A 23457-nucleotide genomic window follows, 5' to 3' on the forward strand; every position below is an offset into this window, starting at 1 on the left:
CGGTCGACAAAGTACTTGTGAAGTGGCAAACTTGCTAGACGCGCGTTTGATTGTTCGATTCGGATGCAAAAGTACGACTTTTTTTGATAAAAGCAAGAAAAGGGCCCCGAAAATCGGGGCCCTTTTGAAAAATATCTAATAGTCAATGACTTACTTCACTTCTTCAAATTCGGCGTCCGTGACATTTTCCCCACCGGCATTCGCCTGTTGGCCGCCGTTAGGTCCGCCGCCGCTTGACTGGCCACCGGGCTGGCCGCCTGCTTGCTGGGTAGCCTTGTACATTTCTTCCGAAGCGGCCGTCCAGGCGTTGTTCATTTCCGCAACAGCGGCGTCGATGGCGGCAATGTCCTGTGACTTCTGCGCTTCCTTCAGTTTGCCGAGTGCTGCCTCGATGGGCGCCTTCTTGTCCGCGGGCAGTTTATCGCTAAACTCCTTCAGCTGTTTTTCCGTCTGGAAGATGAGGCTGTCGGCCTGGTTGACCTTGTCCACTTTTTCGCGGGCTGCCTTGTCGGAGGATTCGTTTGCCTTTGCTTCGGCTTTCATCTTCTCCACTTCTTCCTTGCTGAGGCCGCTGCCGGCTTCGATGCGGATCTTCTGTTCCTTGCCCGTGCCCTTATCCTTGGCCGTTACATGCAGGATGCCGTTGGCATCGATATCGAAGATGACTTCGATCTGCGGTACGCCGCGCGGGGCCGGAGGAATTCCGTCGAGGTTAAAGGTACCAAGGCTCTTGTTCTGATTGGCCATGGGACGCTCGCCCTGCATGACATGGATCTGTACGCCGGGTTGATTGTCGCTGGCTGTAGAGAACGTCTCCGACTTCTTGCTTGGGATCGTCGTATTGCTGTCGATGAGCCGGGTCATTACACCGCCCATGGTCTCGATGCCGAGGGACAGCGGCGTCACGTCCAACAGGAGCACATCCTTCACCTCACCGGTGAGAACGGCGCCCTGGATAGCGGCACCAACGGCCACGACCTCATCAGGATTCACACCCTTATTGGGCTTCTTTCCAAAGAACTTCTCGACGATCTCCTGCACTTTGGGGATACGCGTGGAACCACCTACGAGGATCACTTCGTCGATCTGCGCACCCGATACACCGGCGTCCTTCAACGCCTGTTCGCAGGGCTTCAGACATCTTTCGAAGAGCGTATCGGCCAGCTGCTCGAATTTCGCGCGGGTCAGCTTCTTCACCAGGTGCTTGGGCACTCCGTCGATGGCCGTGATATAGGGCAGGTTCACCTCTGTCTCGCTGGAAGAGGATAACTCGATCTTTGCTTTTTCGGCGGCTTCCTTCAGACGCTGGAGCGCCATCGGGTCCTTGCGGAGATCGACGTTCTCGTCTTTCCTGAATTCGTCGGCCAGCCAGTCCATGATCACTTTATCAAAATCGTCGCCACCCAGGTGGGTGTCGCCATTGGTGGATTTTACTTCGAATACGCCGTCACCCAGTTCCAGGATGGAGATATCGAAGGTACCACCGCCAAGGTCGAATACGGCGATCTTCTCATCCTTGCCGGCTTTGTCCAGCCCATAGGCCAGTGCAGCCGCCGTGGGCTCGTTGACGATCCGGCGAACGGTCAGCCCGGCAATTTCCCCGGCTTCCTTCGTCGCCTGACGCTGAGCGTCGTTAAAATAGGCAGGAACCGTGATCACGGCTTCCGTCACTTCCTGGCCGAGATAATCTTCGGCCGTCTTTTTCATCTTCTGTAGGATCATCGCGGAGATCTCCTGCGGCGTATACAACCGGCCGTCGATATCGATCCGGACGGTGTTGTTGTCACCCTTGACAACCTTATAGCTCCAATGGGTGATCTCGTTGGTCACTTCGTCATAACGCCGGCCCATGAACCGTTTTACGGACATGATGGTGTTGATCGGGTTGGTAATGGACTGGCGTTTGGCGGGATCGCCGACCTTTCTTTCCCCGTTTTTCAGGAAACCCACAATCGACGGGGTCGTACGACGGCCCTCATCATTGGCGATCACCACGGGCTCATTTCCTTCCATAACGGCCACACAACTATTGGTGGTGCCGAGGTCAATTCCTATGATTTTTCCCATATTGTTGATATGATTTTAAAGGTTTGTAAGTTTTAATCCTCATAGCATTGTCAATCATTATGCCACGGGGGGTGGAAATGACACAGTGACAGCCGGAGGCTGTCAGGCCGAAGGCCAAATATAAGCGCCGCAGACAGAATGTGTTGGGCGCCAAAGGCGGGTTCATCTAACCACCTCCAAGACCGGCTTCAAGGAATCCCCGCGGAATACATAATCGGCCACCTCGTCCAGCGACGGGGTCTGGGAATTGAAGGAAATGCCCGTGCCCGCCATTTTGACCATACAAATGTCGTTTTCGCTGTCACCGACTGCCACGGAATCCGCCAGGCTGATGCCGAACCGGTGAAGGATATATTGGAACATATTGGACTTGCAATGGTCATGGTCGCATTGGCTAAACCTGTCTTTCAGCAACTGAGAGGGGATCTTCACCTCCCCCGTGGCCACGCTTTTCTGGAATTCCAGTTCATTGCCCAGGGTAAAATCAAGCCCCAGCAGGTTTTTGACGTGGTTGGCGATGGCATGGTAGCTGTCGCTGATGATCCCGCAGACATACCCCTTGACCTGGAGCTCCCGGATCACGTGGACGGCGTCCCCGATGAGCGGGATGGATTCCACGACGTGGATCAGTTCGGCAAAGGTCCGGCCTTCGAGCAGCCGGGCGATCTTCTGCGTCTTTATATAATTGCTTTTGGGCTGGGAGAGGATATCGTTCAACTCGCGGGTAAAACCGAACCGTTCGGCCGCCGCCCGGATAAAACTTCCCTGCAGCAGGATATGATCCATGTCGAAGACGATCATCTTCTTCGGCTGGCGGACCATTTCTTTCAGTGCGAACTCCACCTGTTCGCGCATGAGGTGCGGGGGTTGCTCTTCTTCACGGTGGCTGCTGTCGAAGATGTTCACCCGTTTGAAGATGGCATTGGCTATCTGCTTGGCCATCCGTCCCAGCACATGCAGGGGCTGGCGGTCGTTCTCCACCTCGCCGATACAGACCTCGGCGATCCGCGCCCGCACCTGGTGCAGGTCGATGAGCAATCCGATATCGACCCCATAGTCGTTATCGAATTCCACTTTCTGAAAGATGGACTTCCTGCCGGCGATCATCCCGCTCAGGGGTTGCTTATACTTTAAAAGCTGGGGGAAGAATACTTCCAGTAAAGGCTTGCCAAGGATCTCGGCGATGCGTCCGCTCTGCCGTTCGGAATAGGATTTTACAAAATCCGCTTCGTTTGCGATCAGCGGGGCGGTCAGTTTGCCCACGAAATCCTCTTCAAAGCTGGGCGTGTCCGCCTCGAGAAAAACAAGGATCTCGTTCCTGGCCATCAGCATGCCCTCCCGCATCGAATCACCCTTACCCACATGCGTGCTGGTGATGACCCTGGCCCCTTCCTTCTTCGCTTCCGCGATCGTATTGTCTCCCGACATATCATCCACTACGATGATCTCATCCACCAGCTCATTCCGCTTGGCCTGTCTGATAACCTGGCCGATCGTCTTTTCTTCATTAAGAGCAGGAATGATTACTGTAACCATAGGCATTGTTTAAAACATTGAAGACATTGAAGACATTGAAGCAAGGGGCAAAATTACTAAATTTGTTTCCTGTAGCCCCGAAAATCATGCCATTAAAATTGATTAATGCCCATTGCCTCAGACGTATATAAAAAGATCGTTACGGCTAAGCTGTATATCGATGGCAATTTCACGGAACCGATCGACCTCGATCGCCTGTCCCGGGAGGCCTGTCTGTCCCGGTATCATTTTCACCGGCTGTTCACCCGGATCTATCAGCTGACCCCCCATCAGTACCTCACCCGCAAAAGGATCGAACAGGCCAGACAGTGTCTTGCCGCCAACGAGCTGACCGTAACAGAGATCTGCAACGAGGTAGGCTTTGAAAGCATCGGCTCCTTCAGTACTCTCTTCAAAAAAGAGATCGGTCATGCCCCGGCGCATTATCGCGTTCGGGCCCATGAACTCCGGCGGCAAACCCTTACCCAGCCCCGCTCTTTTATACCCCACTGCTTCATCGAAAACTGCGCCGCGGATTCAGCAACTATAAATAGCAAGAATCAAGAAGCCTCTGCCGATCCCCTGCCCTAGCTTTATCAAAACGAACCGCCGGTTCACCAAAATAACAAATTATGATCACTAAAGTTTCCCACTTCACGCTCTTTGTGCTCGACCAGGACAAAGCCTATGATTTTTATGTCAACAAATTGGGGTTTAAAGTCAACACCGATGCGAAAATGGAGAATGGTTTCCGCTGGCTGACCATCACCCCTCCCGACCAGCCCGCGCTGGAGATCGCCCTGCTGAACCCGCTTTCCGGGATGATGAAATACGATGAAGAAACGACAAACGCCTTCCGGGTGCTGCTTGAAAAGGGTGCGCTCGGCGCGGGGGTTCTTCATACTCCCGACTGCCGCGCCACGTATGAGGAACTAAAAACAAAGGGCGTTGAGTTCAAGGGCGAGCCCAAGGAACAATTTTATGGAACGGAGGTCATCCTCAGTGATGGACTGGGCAACTGGTTCAGTATGACCCAGCCGAAATAGCGATCCCCCGATGGCCCGCGGCGGCACACGGTGACGCCAGGGCTATTTCTCTTCTTCGATCTTAAACGTGAAATTCTTCTGGGTCACATAGCTGAAGCAGACGACGATGACCGTTGTCAATATTTTGGCGATGGTAGGAAAGATATGAAATTGCTCGACGAAGAGCTTGATGAAGATATAGTTCAACAACAGACAGATCACGACCAGCACGAAATAACGGAAAAGCTGTACTCTTCCATGGAGTGTGCTCCCGGGGAAGGCGATATTCCGGTTCAGAATAAAACCCGTGGGGAAGCTGATACAAAAAGCCATGACGATCGAAGCGATATAGGCGGAGATGGTAAGCGTTGCGATATGGACGGGCCGCTGGTGGAGAATGAAGTTATAACTGAACCAGTACATGAAAATATCGAGCAGCGTGCTGGTTCCCCCACAGGCCGCATAACGAAAGGTCTGTAATGGCATCAGCCGGCTGAACGGCGGATAAAAGAAATCAATAAGATCGACAATCCATTTTTTCAGTAGCTGTGCCATCACAAAATGTCCCGATAGGTACCTGGTTTAAGGCGCAAAGATACTTACAAAACGTCAAAAACGGGCAACATGTCTTACTTTTGCAGCCAATTAACGAGAAAATGGAACTTATCAGCCAGATCAGGACGGCGACCAGCGAAGCACTGCAACGGGAATATCAATTTGGACTACCCGCCGCCGAGATCCTCGTCAACGAAACCAAACCGGAGTTCGAAGGCGATTATACGGTGGTGTTGTTCTCTTTTGTGAAGCAACTGAAAAAAAAGCCCGAAGATCTGGGAAACGAACTCGGTCATGCGCTCGTCACCGCGAATCCGCAACTCTTTTCCGCTTATAATGTCATCAAGGGCTTTCTCAATCTCACCATCGCCGATGGGTACTGGCTCGACTTTCTGGGGGCCGCCTATGACAATCCCGATTTTGGCCGCAAAGCGCGCAATGGCCGGAAGGTGATGGTCGAGTATTCCTCGCCCAATACGAATAAGCCGCTGCACCTTGGCCATCTGAGAAACAACTTCCTCGGCTGGAGCATTGCGGAGATCTATAAAGCCAATGGCTTCGATATCGTGAAGACCTGTATCGCCAATGACCGCGGTATCCATATCAGTAAGAGCATGATCGCCTGGCAGCTTTTCGCGGCGGGCGCCACACCCGAAGGCACCGGCATCAAGGGCGACCATCTTGTCGGGGACTATTATGTGCTCTTCGGTCACGAGCACAAGAAGCAGATGGCAGAGCTCATCGCCGGCGGCATGGACCAGAAGACGGCGGAAAAGGAAGCGCCCATCATGAAGGCCGCGCAGCAGATGCTTGTCGACTGGGAGGCCGGGAAACCGGAGGTGATCGGGCTTTGGAAGAAGATGAACGCCTGGGTCTATGCCGGTTTTGATGAGACCTATCGCCGCATCGGCAGCGACTTCGATAAGATCTATTACGAAAGTAACACCTATCTCCTCGGCAAGGAGCTCGTCGACCAGGGCCTCAGCAAAGGCGTTTTTATCAAACAGGATGACGGCAGCGTACTGATCGATCTCACCGCGGACGGACTCGACCAGAAGATCGTTCAGCGGCGTGACGGCACGGCGGTATATATGACCCAGGACATCGGTCTGGCGGTGAAAAAACAGGAAGAATTCCACTGCGAGCAAAGCATCTATGTCGTCGGTGACGAGCAGAACTACCACTTCAAGGTGCTGAAACTGATCTGTCAGAAGCTGGGCCTCCCCGCCGCCGACGGCATCTTCCACCTCAGCTATGGGATGGTCGAACTGCCGACGGGCCGGATGAAGACCCGGGAGGGCACCGTCGTCGACGCCGATGATATCCTTGATGAGATGATCACCGAGGCCGAACGCAAGACAAAGGAGTTGGGAAAGACGGGCGATTTCAAGCTTGATGAGCTGGAAGATCTCTTCAACATCATCGGCATCGGCGGGTTGAAATTCTTTCTGCTTCGCGTGGATCCAAAAAAGAAGATGGTCTTCAATCCGGAAGAATCCATCGATCTGCATGGGTATACCGCCACCTTTATACAATATGCGTATGCGCGGATCAGGAGTATCCTGCGGAAGGAAGCGGTTGCGGGTGAGCCCGGCCGTGGTCCTCTCCTGCCCCTGGAAAAAACGCTTACCATCACCCTTGAGAAGTTTCCCGCGGTCCTGGAACAGGCCTGCACCGAAATGAGTCCGTCTGTCATCGCGGCACATGCCTATCAGTTGGCGCAAACCTATAACTCTTTTTATGCGGAGCACAGTATCGCCAACGCCGAAACACCGGAGAAGAAAGCCCTGCGGCTCCGGCTTTGCCAGTTGACGGCCAACGTCCTCCGCAATGCGATGAATGTGCTTGGCATCCGCGTTCCTGAGCGGATGTAAGTGGCGGCCCCTGCGGCCGGCTTACTTCAGCACGATGCCCCCCAGGGGCGGCAGGTGGACGGTCAATTCATAGATGCCATCGGTTTCGTCTACGAGGCGTACGGGAACGGCGGGATTGTTGGTGTCACCGGTTCCCCAATATTTACGGTCGTCGCTGTTGAAGATCTCTTGCCAGGCATCCTTGCCGCCTGCATAGACCTTCCAGTCGCGGCGCACCACCGGGGTCATATTCAAAATAACCAGCAGGTCTCCTTTTGCATCTTTGCCTTTCCGCCGGTAGACGATGACGCTCTCGTCCCGGTGCCGCAGATCGACCCATTCGAAGCCATACATATTGAATTGGTTCTCGTACATCGCGGGCTCGCCGCGTAACAGGCCGTTGAGGTCACGCACGCAATCCTGCAGCAGGCGGTGCCCATCGTATTGCAGGAGATGCCAGGGCAGTTCGGTCTTGTAGTTCCATTCCGTCGTCGCGCCGAACTCATTGCCCATAAACAGCAGCTTCCCGCCGGGGTGGGTCAGCATATAGGTATATAAAAGCCGCAGGTTGGCGAATTTCTGCCAGTCGTCGCCGGGCATCTTGTAGAGCATCGGCGACTTGCCATGCACTACTTCGTCATGACTCAGGGGCAGCACGAAGTTCTCGTCATAATAATACATGATGCTGAACGTGAACTTATCCTGGTGATGCCGGCGATGCAGCGGATCCAATTTGAAATAATCCAGGGTGTCGTGCATCCACCCCATCATCCATTTCATCCCAAACCCAAGCCCGCCGGCGAAGGTCGGCCGGCTCACGCCCGGCCAGTCCGTGGCTTCCTCGGCGATGGTCTGTACATCGGGGAAATCGCGGTAGACGGTGGCGTTCAGATCCTTTATAAAAGAGATGGCTTCCAGGTTGCCGTCGCCGCCATATTCATTGGGCTCCCAGGCGCCGGCCTTGCGCGAATAATTCAGCTTGAGCATGGAGCTCACCGCGTCGACCCGGATCCCATCCACATGAAATTTATCCAGCCAGAACCGGGCATTGCTGATGAGGAAGGATTTTACCTCTCCCCTGCTGTAATTAAAGATATAGCTGTTCCAGTCGGGGTGGAAGCCCTTGCGCATATCCGCGTATTCGTAGGTATTGGCGCCGTCGAAAAGATAAAGCCCATGATAGTCGTAGGGGAAATGCGAAGGCACCCAGTCCAGGATGACGCCGATGCCCTCGAGGTGAAAAGCATCCACGAGCGCCATGAAACCCTGGGGATCGCCAAACCGCGAGGTCGGGGCATAATAGCCTGTACCCTGGTAGCCCCAGCTTCCGTCAAAGGGGTGTTCCATGACCGGCATCAGTTCCACATGGGTAAAACCCATTTTTTTGACATAGGGTACGAGCAGTTGCCTAAGCTGATCATAGGTATTGTAGCGTTCTTCGTCGGCCGGATCGGGCCGCATCCAGGAGGCAAGATGCACCTCATAGATGCTCCAGGGGGCATCCAGGGCATTGTGTCCTTTGCGGGTTTGCATCCATTCTTCATCCCGCCAGGAAAAATCCAGCTCCCAGGTTATGGAAGCTGTCCGTGGCCGCATCTCCCAAAAATTACAATAGGGATCGCCTTTGTCGAGCGTACCGCCATTAAAACCCTTGATATGATATTTATAAGATTCGCCAATGGGAATGTCCGGGATGAAGCCTTCCCAGATACCCGACCGTTCCAGCCGGACGAACAACGGATTGACATCCGGCGTCCAGTTGTTGAAATTGCCGATAACAGAAACGGCCGTTGCATTGGGCGCCCAGACGGCGAAGTAGTAACCTGTCCTGTCCAGCACCGTCACGCGGTGACTGCCGAACAATTCATATAAACGATAATGCGTACCCTGTTGAAAATTGCGAACATCTTCATCAGAGAAAAGCGAGTAGTTCCAAACCGGCCTCGTCGAATCAACAAAATGCGTTTCCTCGTATCTCATCTTTGCGTCTTTAACGTAAATTTAAGGTATCGCCTTTGTATATCCCTCATTTAGAATCTAATTTCAGGCCACTAACCTGTAGATATCCTTATGCCCAGACTAACTGTTGTTCTGTCCCTCTTTCTGCTGTTCGCGGTAACCGGCATGGCGCAATCCTCCCATCTCACCGGCTCCATCGCCGACACCCTCGAAAAAAGGTCGCTCGGCAACGGTTCCGTCCTGCTGCTTCGGCCCGTCGACAGTATCCTCATCGGGCATACCCGCACCACCGCCAATGGCCATTTTCAGCTGACCGTTCCTCCCGGCCACTATATCATCCTGGTAACGTATCCTTCTTATGCCGACTATGTCGATACTCTCTTTATAAAGGATAGCGGCAATGTCACGCTGCCCCCGATCGGGATGGTGCTGAAGAGCAAATTGCTGGAGACCGTCGTCGTCAGCGGCAACAAAGGGGCGGTCAGGATCAAGGGCGATACCACCGAATTCAACGCCGACAGCTTCAGGACCCAGGCCGGCGCTTCCGTCGAAGACCTGCTGAAGAAACTGCCCGGCATCCAGGTAGATAAGAACGGAAAGATCACCGCGCAGGGTGAAGCCATAAAAAAAGTGCTGGTAGACGGGGAAGAATTCTTTGGCGATGATCCGACACTCGTGACCCAAAACCTGCGCGCCGATATGGTCGATAAGGTACAGGTCTATGACAAGAAGAGCGACCAGGCTACTTTCACGGGGATCGACGACGGCCAGCGCGAGAAAACGATCAACCTGAAACTGAAGAACGATAAGAAGATGGGCTATTTCGGCCGGCTGACCGCGGGCGCCGGCACCGACGGCTACTATGACGAGCAGCTGATGGCCAACTACTTCAAGAAAAAAGAAAAGATCGCAGCCTACGGCATCCTCTCCAACACCGGGAAAACCGGCCTCAACTGGAACGAACGGGACAGCTATGGTCAAAGTATCCTCGGAAGCGCGGACGTCGATCAGAGCACCGGTTTCATTTCGATCGAGTCCACCGGCATCGACGACGACCTCGACAACTGGTCCGGCCGGTTCGAAGGCCAGGGTTCGCCCAGCGTCAAGACCGGCGGGCTGCATTTCAACAACAAATGGGCCGATGACAACGTCTCCGTCAACGGCAACTACAAGTTCATGCAGCTGAACGTCGCAGGCACCAGCAATACCAACACCGAGACCATTCTCCCCGATACCCTCTTCTATAATAACCAGACCCAGAAATTCAAGAACCAGATCACCCGCCATACCCTTGACGGGACCTATGAGGTGAAATTCGACTCCTCCTCCTCACTGAAGGTGCAGGCCACGGGCGGTACGGATCATAAGACCACCTTCAACAACTACAGTTCCGAATATCTCGCCAGCGACAGCAGCCTGGTCAACCGGAACGACCGCACCACGACCACCGCCGGCGATAAACAGGTTCTCAACAGCTATATGATCTGGCGCAAAAAACTGGCGAAGGTGGGAAGGACGCTTTCCGTCACTGTACGGGAGAACTATACCGACGATAAGTCCACGGGCTTCCTCAATTCCGATACGAGGTTCTTCCATGACGGCCAGCAATACAACGATTCGCTCGTCGACCAGCAAAAGGACTATCACACCGTGACCACCCTGATCGATTCACGGGCGGTCTATACCGAGCCGCTGTCCAAGACCTCTTTTGTCGCGGGCAACTATGGCGTCGTGATAAACAACAGCCGTTCGAACCGTGATTCCTATAACAAAGGCAGCGGCACCAACAAATACAGCCTCCTCGATTCGCTGTACAGCAATGATTACCGGTACAATGTATTCACGCAACGGGGCGGTCTTGCCTATACCCTGATCAAAAAGAAGTTCCGCTTTTCCGCGGGTTCGGATATCGGCTTTTCCCAGTTCAATCAGCGGGACCTCGTCGCCGACACCAGCGGTCAACGGCATTTTATCAACTGGTATCCCACGGCCTCCGCCACTTATTCGTTCACCAATATGCGCCGCATCAGCCTCAGCTATAATGGCGGCACCAACCAGCCTTCGGTCACGCAGATCCAGCCCATCCTCACCAATGAGAACCCGCTCAATATCACCATCGGCAACCCGGCCTTGAAACCGAAATTCCAAAACCGGATCAGCGTGTTCTTCAATGATTACAAGGTCCTGACGGATCGCGGCATCTGGGCGAATCTGAGTTATACCTTTACACCGAATGATATCAGCAACAGTGTAACGGTCGATCCCGGCACCGGCAAGCAGGTGAATCAATTCGTCAATGTCAACGGCAACTACCGCGCATCGGCCTATCTCAGCTACTCCTTCAAATGGCCAAAACCCGATCTGCATTTCGAGTTCTGGTCCAGCGCCAACCGCAACAGCAATGTCAGCTTTGTCAACGGCCTGTCGAACAGGGCCCTCAGCGGAAGTTACTCGGCAGGAACGGGGATCAATAAATCGAAAGACAAGAAATACGATATCGGAGTTCGCTTCTACGGAACCTATACGGAGAGCCGGAGCTCCATCAACAACGGAATATCCACCAACTACTGGACCTATGAGATCCAGCCCGAAGGCAATTTGTTCCTGCCGTTGAAATTCCAGATCCATGCCGATGCCGATATAAGTCTCCGCCAGAAGACCCCGGTATTTTCGACCAATAACAATGTCGCCCTGGTCAACGCGTGGATCGGCAAGAAATTCCTGAAGAACGACGCTTTGCTCATCAAGGTCTCCGTCAACGACCTGCTGAATCAGAACATTGGCTTTAACCGTACCGTGAACAGCAATTTCATCAGCCAGAATACCTATAACACGATCAAACGGTATGGGATGTTATCGGTGGTTTGGAACTTTACAAAGGCCGGTACGCCGATGCCGCAACAAAGATTTTAAAAGAAATTGAATATGGTACGCAAACCAGCATCTTTCGTCCTTGTTCTCCTGCTGCTCGCCGTGGCTGCCGGCCCGGTCCGGGCGCAGAGCAACCCGATCTTCCTGGCGCATGGCCGCATCGAATTTATGCGCAGCGTCAACGTCTATGCCCAGCTTACCAGCGTACAGGACGGCGACGACCAATGGACCGATCTGATCAAGAAGATGTCGAATCACTTCCGCACGTCCTACTTCGATCTGTATTTCACGGGCAACAGGAGCCTTTACAAACCGGGCCGCGAAAGCGATGATAAGCAAACGGCCTTCTTCTGGCAGCCGCCTGCGCAGGATAATGTCGTCTGGTCCGATCTGGTGAACGGCAAGGGCGTCAGCCGCAAGAATGTCTTCGAACAGGCCTTTCTCGTGCAGGACAGCCTTCGCCGGATAAAATGGAAGATCACCGACGAGACCCGGAATATCGTAGGCTTCAACTGCCGCCGCGCCAACGCGATAATCATGGACTCCATCTATGTGGTGGCGTTTTATACGGATGAGATCCTGGCGGAGGGCGGTCCGGAGTCTTTCACCGGGCTGCCGGGGATGATCCTGGGGGTCTCGCTCCCCCATGAGCATGTCTCCTGGTTTGCGACCAAGGTGGAAGCCGTCGCCGTCACCGAGGCGCAGGTCGAGGCCCCGCTAAAAGGTAAAAAGGTGAATACGGCAGGGTTGCTGCAAAGCATCCAGGGAAGTCTGAAAGACTGGGGAAAAACGGGCCGGCAATATATGGAAGCCATCGTGCTTTGAGTGGAACGGCATGCGCTGCGCGTTGCGGGTCATGCTGCGCGTTGCGGGTCAGTTCTGCAGTTCCAGCACCCACATCGACCGGCCGGGCAGTTGCGCGGGTTGATCGAGTGGATGCCGATCACCGGTCAGTACGTTGACGCCCTGCGTGAATCCCTTTGTCCGCTCGGCAAAACGCCCGAAGTCCATCGTCACCGGTGCATTGCCGGTGTTCATCGCGCAAAGGACGGTCTGTTTCGCGTCATAGCGGAAATAGACATACAGCGAGCCTTGCGGGATATATTGCATCATCTTCCCGGTGCGGAGCGCCGTGGAATGAAGCCGGTACTGGCCGAGCTTCTTTACAAGATACTGAACGGCTTTTTCATTTTCCGTCAGACCCTCGCCGGTGAACGCGCTTCGCTTGTCGCCCGGCCAGCCGCCGGGAAAGTCGAGCCGCACGAGACCGTCGGGGTTGCTGATCCCCGCCATGAGGACCTCGGTGCCATAATACAACTGCGGAATACCCCGTTCGGTCAGCAACCACTCCAGTCCGATCTTCTGCGCCGCGACATCCTCATCCATCTGGGAAAACCACCGGCTCATATCGTGATTGTCGAGGAAGATCACGTTGGCGGCGGGGTTTTGATAAAGGAAATCATCGGCCAGGGTCTGGTAGAGCTGGTTGACGCCGCCGCCCGAAGCCGAGGTATCTTTGGCGGCCTGGGCGATCCCGTTGAACAAACACTGGAAGTCGAGTACGCCGGGGAGATTGCTTTTAAAGGGTGTGTTGATGGTGTTCCGTGCGAAATAGGCCTGCTTTGCCACCCCGGAGATCCAGCACTCGCCAAACATCGTCAGTTTGGGATACTCTTCAAGTAAGGCGTTGTTACAGCGGTTCATAAATGTGAGGCTATTATACATGTAGGTGTCGATGCGCCAGCCGTCTACCCCAAAGGATTCGACGCACCAGATGGCATGCTGGATCAGAAACTGGGACAGAGAGGCGTTGTCCTGGTTTAGATCCGGCATCTGCCGGGTGAACCAGCCGTCGGCTGAGAGCTTGCGGTCGGCTTCGCCGGCATGCGGGTCCATGACGGGCTCGCCGCGGTAATTCGTCTGGGTGTATTGCGGCCACTGATGCAGCCAGTCTTTGTCGGGCGGGTCGAGCACCAGCCAGTGATAACTTCCGACATGGTTGTATACCGCGTCCTGGATCAGCTTCATCCCGCGCTTGTGCAGGGCTGCCGATAATTTGGCATACATCGCCGCGCCGCCGAGGCGGGGCTCGATGGTATAATGATCGGTAAACGCATATCCATGTTCGGTCCGGTCGGGCATGTCGTTCTCGATGACGGGGGTCATCCACAGCGCCGTCACCCCGAGTTGCTTGAGATAGTCGAGATGGTCGATTATCCCCTGGAAATCGCCGCCGTGCCGCAGGTACATGTCGCTGCGGTTGAGCGACTGATCCCGCATGCCGGGGATGCGATCGTTGCCAGGGTCGCCGTTGCTCCACCGGTCGGGCATGAGGAAATAGATGAGGTCGGCGGAGTTGATGCCTTGCGCGTAGGCGGTGCCGTTACCTTTTTGGCGTTGCTTCAGCGGGAAGGCGACGGTCTTCGGGGTCCCTTTTAAACCGCCACTTCCTTTTCCGGTGAGGGCGATCTTTACCGTTCCGGGTTTTGTCTCCGGCGCGATGTGCAGGTGGAGGAAAAGATAGTTGGGACTGGTTGCCCGGTGCCAGTCGGCCAGGGTCACGCCGGGGTAGTTCAGTTTTACGCCGGTGGCTTTCCCGATGCCGTCGCCGCGGATGATCACCTGGATGGTGGATTGTTTCATGCCGATCCACCAGTTGGAAGGATAGATTTGCGCCGGACCCGTGGTCCGTCCTGCGACTTGCGCCGACGCCGCCATCAGCAGCAGGCAGCCGGTTATAAATGAAATGAATTTTTTCATAAAGAAGAATTTATGAAGTCGTGCGTTCTGCCGCGTAGAACCCTGCCTTCTCCTGTTGCATGCGGATCGCGCCGCCGTCATAGACGAAGAGGACCGAGATGGCCGCGGCGATCAGGCAGAAACCGGCCATCACGATGGAATAGATGGACTGGCCGCCATACAGATGTTTGAGAATCCAGCCGCCAAAAACGCCATTGACGATCTGCGGCAGGGTGATAAAGAAGTTGAAGATGCCCATATAGATGCCCATCTTTCCCGCGGGGATGCAGCCACTGAGGATGACATACGGCATGGACAGGATACTCGCCCAGGCGATGCCGACGCCGATCATGGCGTAGTACAGTCCCCATTCGCTGTGAACGAAGAAGATCGAGATCAGCCCGATCCCGCCGGCAAAAAGGGAGATGGCATGGGTCGTTTTCCGCCCCAGCCTTCGGGCCATCCACGTGAGACAAAGCGCATACACCGCCCCTATTGCATTGTAGATGCCAAAGGCATTGCCGACGATATTGCCCGCATTGTTGCCTGCTTTGGTATGCACATAGTCGCCCGTAAGGCCAAAGGCATGGCTTGCGATGGCGGGGCTGGTGAAGACCCACATGCTGAACATGGCGAACCAGCTGAAGAACTGCACCAGTCCCAGCTGTTTCATCGTCCTGGGCATTTTCAGGAAATCTTTTGCTATCTCGCCCAGACCTGCCTTCTGCTGCTTTTCATCGACATGTCCATGATACCGTTCATATTCCTCCGGCGGGTATTCCTTCGAGCGGAGGACGGTGACCAGGATGGCGATGATAAAGATCGTGGAGCCGATGTAGAAGGAGTATTTGATATTGTCCGCGACCCCATTGGGACCGGAGGTCTGGCTGACCCCCAGCCAGGCGAGGATACTGGGCATATAGGACCCGGCTACCGCGCCGATGCCGATGAGACAGGCCTGGATCGCAAAGCCCTTGGCCCGTTGGCTTTCCGGCAGGTTATCGGCCACCAGCGCCCGAAAGGGTTCCATCGCCACATTGAACGAAGCATCCATGATCATGACATAGGCGGCGCCGATCCAAAGCGCGGGAAAAACCCCTGCCATCGCTCCGGAGTTGGGCAGCAGGATCAGTGCCAGGGCGGATAGCAAGGCGCCTGTCAGGAAGTAGGGCTTACGCCGGCCCAGCCGGTTCCAGGTGCGATCGCTGTAGTGCCCGATCAGCGGCTGAACGATCATCCCCATGATGGGAGCCACCAGCCAGAAGGCCGGCAGCTGGTCCACATTCGCACCAAAAGACTGCAGGATGCGGCTGGTATTGGCGTTTTGTAAGGCAAAGCCACACTGGATCCCCATGAAACCAAAGCTCATGGTAATGATCTGCCCGGTCGTCAGCAGGGGTTTAGCGGCCATATAGCAAGCAGTTAGTTGTCAAATCACGAAGCCGTTGGGCAGGACCGCACCCTTCTTGATCACGACCACTCCCTCTTTAACGGTATACAGGGAATGATCCGCATTCTCGAGGTGGTGTCCCCCATTGATCCGGACGTCATCGCCGATGCGACAGTTCTTGTCGACGATGGCATTGCGGATATAGCAGCGGTGGCCGATGCCCACCGTCGGCAGCCCATGCTGACGCGCCAGCTCGATCTCTTCGATCGTTTCATAATAGTCGACCCCCATCAGGTAGCTGCTGACGATGGTCGTGCCTGTGCCGATGCGGGTCCGGATGCCGATCACGCTGTTCTCGATGCGTGAGGCGTTGATGATACATCCTTCGGCGATGATGGTCTTTTCCAGGGTGGTGCCGCTGATCTTGGCCGGCGGCAGCATCCGTGCACGGGTGTAAATGGCTTTTTCGTTGTCAAAAAGGTTGAAGTCGGGGATGTCTTTTGTGAGTCCCAGGTTGGCTTCGAAGAAGGAGGGGATATTTCCGATATCGGTCCAGTACCCTTCATACTGGTAGCTGACCACCTTGTATTTTTCCAGGGACTGGGGAATTATTTCCTTACCGAAGTCGGTGGATTCCACAAATTCGTTCTGCAGGAGATCCTGCAGCAGCTGCCGGTTGAAGATATAGATACCCATCGAGGCCAGGTAGTGCCGGCCCTGGGCGTGCATGGCGGGACCGGTATCGCTGACCCATGGCGGGAGCATGTCTTTCTTGGGCTTTTCGGTGAAGGAGGTGATAAACCCGTGGTCATCCATCTTCATGATCCCGAAATCCGAGGCCTCGCGGTCGTTTACCGGGATGGTGGCGATGGAGATGTCAGCTCCTTTTTCCTTATGGTGGTTCAGCATCTCCATGAAATCCATCTGGTACAGCTGGTCGCCGGAAAGGATCAGCACATATTCGCTGTCGAACGGGCCGATATGCCGCAGACACTGGCGAACGGCGTCTGCCGTCCCCTGGTACCAGGTGGGGTTATCCGGGGTCTGCTCGGCAGCCAGGATATCTACGAAGGCGGAGCTGAAGGCGCTGAAATGATAGGTGTTCTTGATATGCCGGTTCAGGGAGGCCGAATTGAACTGCGTGAGTACGAACATCCGGGAGATGCCGCAGTTCAGACAGTTGGAAATGGGAATATCCACCAACCGGTATTTCCCCGCGATAGGTACGGCTGGCTTGCTACGGCTGGCGGTAAGGGGATACAACCTTGTTCCGGCCCCGCCTCCCAATATGACGGATAGAATTTCTTTAGACATATACAAGCGTTTAATTAAATGAACAATCTGGTTTATAAATCTAATCTAATAGTATGCCTTTCTTGTAGCCCGCCTTATTTCCTGCTCTTCGCCCGGTCGTAAAGGTCCTGATAGGCCCGTACGCTGGTTTCCCAACTGAAGTCAAGCTGCATCATACGCTGCCGGATATCCCCCAGCATCTCCTGATGCTGAAAAAGCTCCACCGAGCGCCAGATGCCGTGGGTCATGTCCCCCACCGTAGCGTGATTGAACCGGATGCCATAGCCGTTCTTGTCCCCATAGTCGATAACCGTATCATGCAGGCCACCCGTATTTCGGACGACCGGCACCGTACCATAACGGAGGGCGTATAGCTGGTTGAGCCCGCAGGGCTCCACCCGCGAGGGCATCAGAATAAAATCCGCGCCCGCATACAGCAGATGGCTAAGCCCTTCGTCATAGCCGATATAAGTATTATAGTCGCCTCTCGACAGTCCCCTTATCGCCTGCAGCTTCCCTTCTATCTCCGGGAGGCCGCTGCCCAGCACAAAGAAATTCATCTTCCGGCCGATATAATAAAAGGAGTCTTCGATCACCTGGGGCAGCAGGTCCGCTCCCTTGTCCCCGACCAGCCGGCCGATAAAAGTGATCAGCGGCTTTTTGATGTCCAGGTTGTACTGTTCGCAAAGCCGGGCCTTGTTCTTTAGCTTCCCTTCCTCCGCTGTCGCTCCATCATAATGATCTTCGAAGTACCGGTCCGTCGCCGGGTCCCACACGACGGTGTCGATCCCGTTGAGGATGCCGCTGCACTTCCCCTTCTCATATTCCAGCAGCGCCTCCAGACCCGCGGCGTGGCTGCGCATTTCTTCGAGATAGGTCGGACTTACGGTCGTCACCTTCCAGGCGCAACGGATGCCGCAGGCCAGCGGGTTCAATGCGCCGTTCCATTCCAGCAAGCCCCGCTTCCACACATCCCAGGCGGGGAGATACACCGTCTTGTCCATTCCCGTCTGACCCTGGTACTGCGCATTGTGGATCGTCAGGATCGTGGTGATCGAATTCAGATGCTGGTAGGCATAGCAATGTTTTAGCATGAATGGGATCAGGGCCGTATGGTGATCGTGGACATGGACGACATCCGGCTGATGGCGCCAGGCCGCCAGCCAGTCGACCACTGCGATCTGGAACGCCGTGAACCGCTCCACATCATCGCCATAACCATAGATCTTTTCTCTGTCCAGCAACCCATAAATATCCACGAGGTAGAGATCGAAGCCGAGCTTGTTGGACTTTTCCTTGATGACCGTATAATTGAACCAGTAGTTGTGCAGGTGTGTGTATCCCTTGTGTACCACTTCAAATTCGTTGGCCGCAAGGAATTTGGTCCGGTACATCGGCATCACCACCTTTGCCACATGACCTAACTCCCGTTGAACCTTTGGCAATGCCCCTACTACGTCGCCCAATCCGCCTGCTTTGGCTACGGGATAACACTCTGCTGATACATGAAGTATTTCCATTCCTGTTCAATTTAGTAAGGATTTCGGTTAAACCGCGTGCCGTTGATGAAAAAATTTTTCGCTACGGAAAAAGGTGGTATTTTGGTCCACTATTCTGATTAACAGCATTAACCACCTTTGTCTGCTTATGCAACAAAAAACCAAATGGTCACAGTTCGGAACGCTTGTCACGGTCTTCTTTTTCTGGGGATTCGTAGCGGCCAGTAACGATATCCTCATTCCGGTCTTCAAGACAAAATTACACCTCGAGCAATGGCAGGCGCAGATGATCTCTGTGGCCTTTTATATTGCCTATACCGTCGGGTCGATCATTTATTATCTTATCTCAAAAGCCAGCGGCGGGGATATCCTTAACCGTATCGGCTACAAGAACGGGATAGCCCTGGGGCTCATCATCTCCGCGCTGGGTGCCTTACTATTCTACCCCGCAGCGATGTCGGCTTCCTTCGGCTTCCTTATCAGCGGCCTGTTCGTCATCGGCCTGGGTTATTCCCTTCAACAGACCGCGGCCAACCCGCTCGCCATTAACATGGGTGATCCCGCAAGCGGCGCACAACGCCTGAGCCTGGCCGGCGGGATCAATAATTTCGGCACCACCATCGGGCCCCTCATCGTCAGCCTTGCCATCTTCGGTTCGGCTACCGCGGGCTCCTCCGGTGCGGTAAAAGAAGCCAGCATCAGCAGCGTAAAAGGTCCCTACCTGATCCTCGGCGCCGTGTTTGTGCTGATCGCTCTCATCTTCAAATTCTCTTCCCTGCCCAATAAGATCGATATGGACCAGGCGTCTTCGACGTCCGATGCCACGGACGATGCCGGCGCTAAAAAGCTGGTCGATCGCGGCAGCCCGCTCAAATATCCGCAGCTGGTGCTGGGGATGTTGGGTATTTTTATCTATGTAGGGGTTGAAGTGTCGACGGCCAGCAACCTGCCGCTCTTCATGGAACAGAAACTGCAAATCCCTACCGATCAGATCGCGCCTTTTGTGGCCCTCTATTGGGCCAGCCTGATGATCGGTCGCTGGACGGCCTCCGTCGGCGCCTTCGGGGTCAAGAAAACCGCCGCACAGATACTCAGCTTCGTCATGCCCTATCTGGCCTTCGGGGTCTTCCTGCTCGTCACCAACATTGCCGGTCACGATACACACCCGTTCTATATCTACGCGGTCCTCATAATCGGCATGATCGTCGGCAACCTGCTCAGCAAGGGCAACCCTGCCCGCCAGCTGCTCATCTTCTCGTTGATGGCGATAACGGCCCTGCTGATCGGCATCTTTGCCAGTGGCATGGTCAGCGTTTTCGCATTTATCAGCGTCGGCCTCTTCTGCTCCACGCTCTGGCCCTGCATCTTCACCCTCGCCATTGCGGGTCTCGGCAAGCATACCAACGAAGGTTCGAACTTCCTGATCATGATGATCATGGGTGGCGGTCTGGTAAGCCTCTTACAGGGCTATCTGGCCGATACGGCTATCGGCATTCAGCACTCCTATTTCGTCGGTGTAGCCTGCTTTGTCTATCTGGCGTACTACGCGGTTCGCGCCAAACGCGATCTGATCGCCCAGGGGATCGACTTCGATGCACTGCGTGCTGCGGGAGGGCATTGACCGACCGGAGAGGGAGGTCGGCCAGAAGGCCAGATATTAGCGCTTCGCAAACAGATGGACCTTTGGTCCATCTGAAAGACTTTTATCTGCTATATTTGCAACCCTATACATAAACAATCGATCCATGGCAAAAGCCGCCTCTTCCACTCCTTATGATCCGCTCGCGATTGGCATCGACATCGGTGGCACGGGTACAAAATTCGGCATCGTAGACCGCAACGGCAACGTCCTTTTCTCCAGCGAGATCTCCACGCGGGGACATGCCGACGTGGAGAGTTTTATCGATGAATTGTACAATCACGTCTTCCCGCTTATCGAAAAGGCGGGCGGCACGGGCCGGATCAGGGGGATCGGTGTAGGCGCGCCAAACGGCAACTACTATAGCGGCACGGTGGAATATGCGCCCAACCTGCCCTGGCGGGGGATCATCCCCCTGGCCAAGCTCGTCCAGAACAAATTCCAGCTTCCGGCGACCCTCACCAACGACGCCAATGCCGCAGCTATCGGCGAAATGATGTATGGCGCCGCCAATGGCATGAAGGATTTTATCATGATCACCCTCGGAACCGGTGTCGGCAGCGGCATCGTCGCCAACGGAAAACTCATCTACGGACACGACGGCTTCGCCGGCGAACTGGGTCACACCACCGTCATCCCCGGCGGCCGCTATCATGAAGGTACCGGGAAGAAAGGCTCGCTCGAATCCTATGCCTCCGCCACCGGCGTAAAGCTCACCGCCATCGAAATGCTCGAGAAAAGCGATGAGTTCAGCCTGCTCCGCAACACCCCGAAGGAACGTCTCGACTCCCGCGTCGTCTATGACGCCGCTATTCAGGGCGACAAACTGGCAAAGGAGATCTTCGATTTCACCGGGTCGATCCTCGGTATGGCGCTGGCCAATTTCGTGATGTTCTCGAGCCCCGAAGCTATCATTCTCTTTGGCGGCCTGACAAAGGCCGGCGACCTCATCCTCAAGCCCACCCGCGAACATATGGAGGAGAACCTGATCCAGGTCTTCCAGAACAAGGTGAAAATTCTCGTCAGCCACCTGAGGGAATCCGACGCCGCGATCCTTGGCGCCAGCGCACTGGTGTGGGATATGAAAGGATAACGGGGTCGCGCCATTGGCCCGTTTGACCGCGCTATTTTGCCCGCTTTATCAGGAACACCGCCGGAACCGGCCGCTGACCTTCCCGGTCGGAGGGATGGATCGTTTCCTTGCCGTTGACCAGCAGACATGAACTTCCCCCGCCATCGAGGTTTAGCGCCTCATAGCAGCCAAGGTCAAGAAGAATTTGCGCCTCCCGTTGTAAGGTTGCGCCTGCCGCCACGCCGGGGGTTCGGCCCTGGATGACCAGGATGATCAGCCGGCCATCGCGTGTATAACCCATGGCAGTCCGCGGGTCATGCTCGCCACTCGGATTGCTTCCGGGGAAGAGTTGCTCTTCCCTGCCGGTGATCCGGATCTTCCCGTCATCGATCAGCACGGGCCCCCCACCTACGGCAGTCCGCATCTTCCACCACTTCCATTCAATATCCCGCAGATCATAGATCGAAGGAACGGTGTCCCGACCCTTGGCGATCACCGGCCCGTCCTCAAAAGCATAGGGCCAGCGTCGCGTGGTGTCCGTAAAAGTCCAGGCGACATCCGCCCGCCGCTTCCGGTCGATGCCGATGGCGGCGCGGGTCGGATAATAATAGAAAAGGGAGTCATTGCCGGTCCCCCGCAGCGAGGTGACATTATAGGCCATGAGTTTTCCCTCTTTCACGACGAGGCTTAAATTGGAATTATCCTCAAAGGAGAAGAAACCGCAATTGACGACGAGCAGCGGGGACTGCTCGATCTGATAGTATTGGGCCGGGGTAAAGCGTTTACCCTGCCCCGTTGTAGTGGAGAAAAGAACACGCTTATCCTTCAGCCGCGCGGAAACATAATATTCGACGGAGGGGAATCCGTCGAGGCTGTCGGTGCTGCGATAGACATGCATCGAGGGCGGAAGCGGCCCAAATGCGGTGTCCATCCTCTGCCAATGGACCTGCGCCAGGCAAAACCGGGCAGGCAAAAGACACAAGAGGCAAAGCGCAACCGGTTTGGGCATGGGGGGACAGGTTCGTTTTATGATGGCTGATGATTGGATGCCTCCTTTCCGCGGAGCCATTCGCCGCGGCCATAGCCGGGGATGACATGCCGTTCGGAATGGTAGGAGCTTCTTACCAGCGGACCGCTTTCCACATAATCGAAACCCAGGTTATAGCCGATCTCGCGCAGTTCGGCAAATTCGTCGGGATGCACAAAACGCAACACCGGCAGATGCTTTTTGGTGGGTTGCAGATACTGGCCCATCGTGATGACGTCGACACCGCTGTTACGCAGATCGGTGAGGGTCTGTACCACTTCGTCCTTTGTCTCGCCGAGCCCCAGCATAATGCCGCTCTTGGTCCGCATCCCGCCTTCTTTCAGCGTCTTCAGCGTTTCCATGCTCCGCCAGTACTTGGCCTGGATGCGCACCTGGCGCGTCAGTCTTTCTACGGTTTCGATATTGTGCGAGACCACTTCGGGCGCGGCTTCGATCACCCGGGCGATGTTTTCCTTCTCCGCTTTGAAATCGGGGATCAGCGTCTCGAGGGTGGTATTTGGATTCAGGGCTTTTACGGCCCGGATCGTGTTCTGCCAGATGATGCTGCCGCCGTCCTTTAACTCATCCCGGTCGACAGAGGTGATCACCGCGTGTTTCACCTTCATCAGGTGGATGGCTTCGGCTACCCGTTGCGGTTCATCCCAGTCCACGGGATCGGGCCGGCCCGTAGCCACGGCGCAAAAACCACAGCTGCGGGTACAGACATTCCCGAGGATCATAAAGGTGGCTGTGCCTTCCCCCCAGCACTCGCCCATGTTAGGGCAGTTGCCGCTTTCGCAAATGGTGTGAAGTTTATGGGTGTCTACAAGACCCCGAACGTGCTTGTAGTTTTCGCCGATGGGTAATTTTACGCGTAACCAATTGGGCTTCTGTATCTTAGTTCCGTCTGCCGGGAGGCAGGCCGTCGTGTTTTGAGTAGATTCCATCTAACA

Annotated in this window: 17 protein-coding genes; 7 read left to right on the forward strand and 10 right to left on the reverse strand. The window is 55.0% G+C overall.

The features are described 5' to 3' along the window. Window positions 1–150: 150 nt before the first annotated feature. The gene (dnaK, locus tag VGM48_RS13975; protein ID WP_331580091.1) at window positions 151–2067 is read right to left on the reverse strand and encodes a molecular chaperone DnaK; all 1917 of its coding nucleotides are present in this window, start codon (window positions 2065–2067) and stop codon (window positions 151–153) included. Between the two features lie 162 nt (window positions 2068–2229). Further along, window positions 2230–3603 carry an HAD-IB family phosphatase gene (locus VGM48_RS13980; RefSeq protein ID WP_331580093.1) on the reverse strand — a complete coding sequence of 458 codons (1374 nt, stop codon included), beginning with the start codon at window positions 3601–3603 and terminating at the stop codon, window positions 2230–2232. Window positions 3604–3708: 105 nt separating this feature from the next. Between VGM48_RS13980 and VGM48_RS13985 the strand changes: the two genes are divergently transcribed. Then, complete coding sequence (locus VGM48_RS13985) at window positions 3709–4173, forward strand: AraC family transcriptional regulator (protein WP_331580095.1); 465 nt, start codon at window positions 3709–3711, stop codon at window positions 4171–4173. 41 nt (window positions 4174–4214) lie between these two features. Continuing rightward, complete coding sequence (locus VGM48_RS13990) at window positions 4215–4628, forward strand: VOC family protein (protein WP_331580097.1); 414 nt, start codon at window positions 4215–4217, stop codon at window positions 4626–4628. A 42-nt stretch (window positions 4629–4670) separates the two neighbouring features. On the opposite strand, the gene VGM48_RS13995 is transcribed toward VGM48_RS13990, so the two are convergent. After that, window positions 4671–5162: a GtrA family protein gene (locus VGM48_RS13995; RefSeq protein WP_331580099.1), complete on the reverse strand. Its 492-nt coding sequence runs from the start codon at window positions 5160–5162 to the stop codon at window positions 4671–4673. Between the two features lie 101 nt (window positions 5163–5263). On the opposite strand from VGM48_RS13995, the gene argS reads away from it, so the two are divergent. Continuing rightward, window positions 5264–7036: an arginine--tRNA ligase gene (gene argS / locus VGM48_RS14000; RefSeq protein ID WP_331580101.1), complete on the forward strand. Its 1773-nt coding sequence runs from the start codon at window positions 5264–5266 to the stop codon at window positions 7034–7036. A gap of 21 nt (window positions 7037–7057) precedes the next feature. Here argS and glgB read toward each other — a convergent pair whose 3' ends face one another. After that, window positions 7058–8995, reverse strand: a complete 1938-nt coding sequence (gene glgB, locus VGM48_RS14005; protein WP_331580103.1) for a 1,4-alpha-glucan branching protein GlgB — start codon at window positions 8993–8995, stop codon at window positions 7058–7060. Window positions 8996–9085: 90 nt separating this feature from the next. Here glgB and VGM48_RS14010 point away from each other — a divergent pair, with 90 nt between their 5' ends. Together VGM48_RS14010 and VGM48_RS14015 are read left to right on the forward strand one after the other, a co-directional pair. Then, window positions 9086–11887, forward strand: a complete 2802-nt coding sequence (locus tag VGM48_RS14010; protein WP_331580105.1) for an outer membrane beta-barrel protein — start codon at window positions 9086–9088, stop codon at window positions 11885–11887. Between the two features lie 12 nt (window positions 11888–11899). After that, window positions 11900–12670 carry a GLPGLI family protein gene (locus VGM48_RS14015; protein ID WP_331580108.1) on the forward strand — a complete coding sequence of 257 codons (771 nt, stop codon included), beginning with the start codon at window positions 11900–11902 and terminating at the stop codon, window positions 12668–12670. Window positions 12671–12718: 48 nt separating this feature from the next. Here VGM48_RS14015 and VGM48_RS14020 read toward each other — a convergent pair whose 3' ends face one another. The 4 genes from VGM48_RS14020 to VGM48_RS14035 all read right to left on the reverse strand — a co-directional run bounded on the left by VGM48_RS14020 (window position 12719) and on the right by VGM48_RS14035 (window position 18787). Beyond that, a complete protein-coding gene (locus VGM48_RS14020; RefSeq protein ID WP_331580109.1) occupies window positions 12719–14605 on the reverse strand; it encodes an alpha-amylase family glycosyl hydrolase in 1887 nt (628 codons plus the stop codon). Window positions 14606–14615: 10 nt separating this feature from the next. After that, the gene (locus tag VGM48_RS14025; protein WP_331580111.1) at window positions 14616–15995 is read right to left on the reverse strand and encodes an MFS transporter; all 1380 of its coding nucleotides are present in this window, start codon (window positions 15993–15995) and stop codon (window positions 14616–14618) included. Window positions 15996–16013: 18 nt separating this feature from the next. After that, complete coding sequence (locus tag VGM48_RS14030) at window positions 16014–17288, reverse strand: glucose-1-phosphate adenylyltransferase (protein ID WP_331580113.1); 1275 nt, start codon at window positions 17286–17288, stop codon at window positions 16014–16016. A gap of 74 nt (window positions 17289–17362) precedes the next feature. Continuing rightward, window positions 17363–18787: a glycogen/starch synthase gene (locus tag VGM48_RS14035; protein ID WP_331580115.1), complete on the reverse strand. Its 1425-nt coding sequence runs from the start codon at window positions 18785–18787 to the stop codon at window positions 17363–17365. Window positions 18788–18914: 127 nt separating this feature from the next. On the opposite strand from VGM48_RS14035, the gene VGM48_RS14040 reads away from it, so the two are divergent. Next, complete coding sequence (locus VGM48_RS14040) at window positions 18915–20387, forward strand: MFS transporter (RefSeq protein WP_331580117.1); 1473 nt, start codon at window positions 18915–18917, stop codon at window positions 20385–20387. 124 nt (window positions 20388–20511) lie between these two features. After that, window positions 20512–21498, forward strand: coding sequence for an ROK family protein (locus VGM48_RS14045; RefSeq protein ID WP_331580119.1), 987 nt, complete (start codon window positions 20512–20514; stop codon window positions 21496–21498). A gap of 31 nt (window positions 21499–21529) precedes the next feature. On the opposite strand, the gene VGM48_RS14050 is transcribed toward VGM48_RS14045, so the two are convergent. Both VGM48_RS14050 and lipA read right to left on the reverse strand, forming a co-directional pair. Continuing rightward, entirely contained in the window at window positions 21530–22486 is a 957-nt protein-coding gene (locus VGM48_RS14050) for a phosphodiester glycosidase family protein (RefSeq protein ID WP_331580121.1), read from the reverse strand. A 17-nt stretch (window positions 22487–22503) separates the two neighbouring features. Beyond that, entirely contained in the window at window positions 22504–23451 is a 948-nt protein-coding gene (lipA, locus tag VGM48_RS14055) for a lipoyl synthase (protein ID WP_331580123.1), read from the reverse strand. Window positions 23452–23457: the final 6 nt, after the last annotated feature.

It is taken from the genome of Puia sp. (assembly GCF_036500295.1).
Classification (GTDB): Bacteria; Bacteroidota; Bacteroidia; order Chitinophagales; family Chitinophagaceae; genus Puia.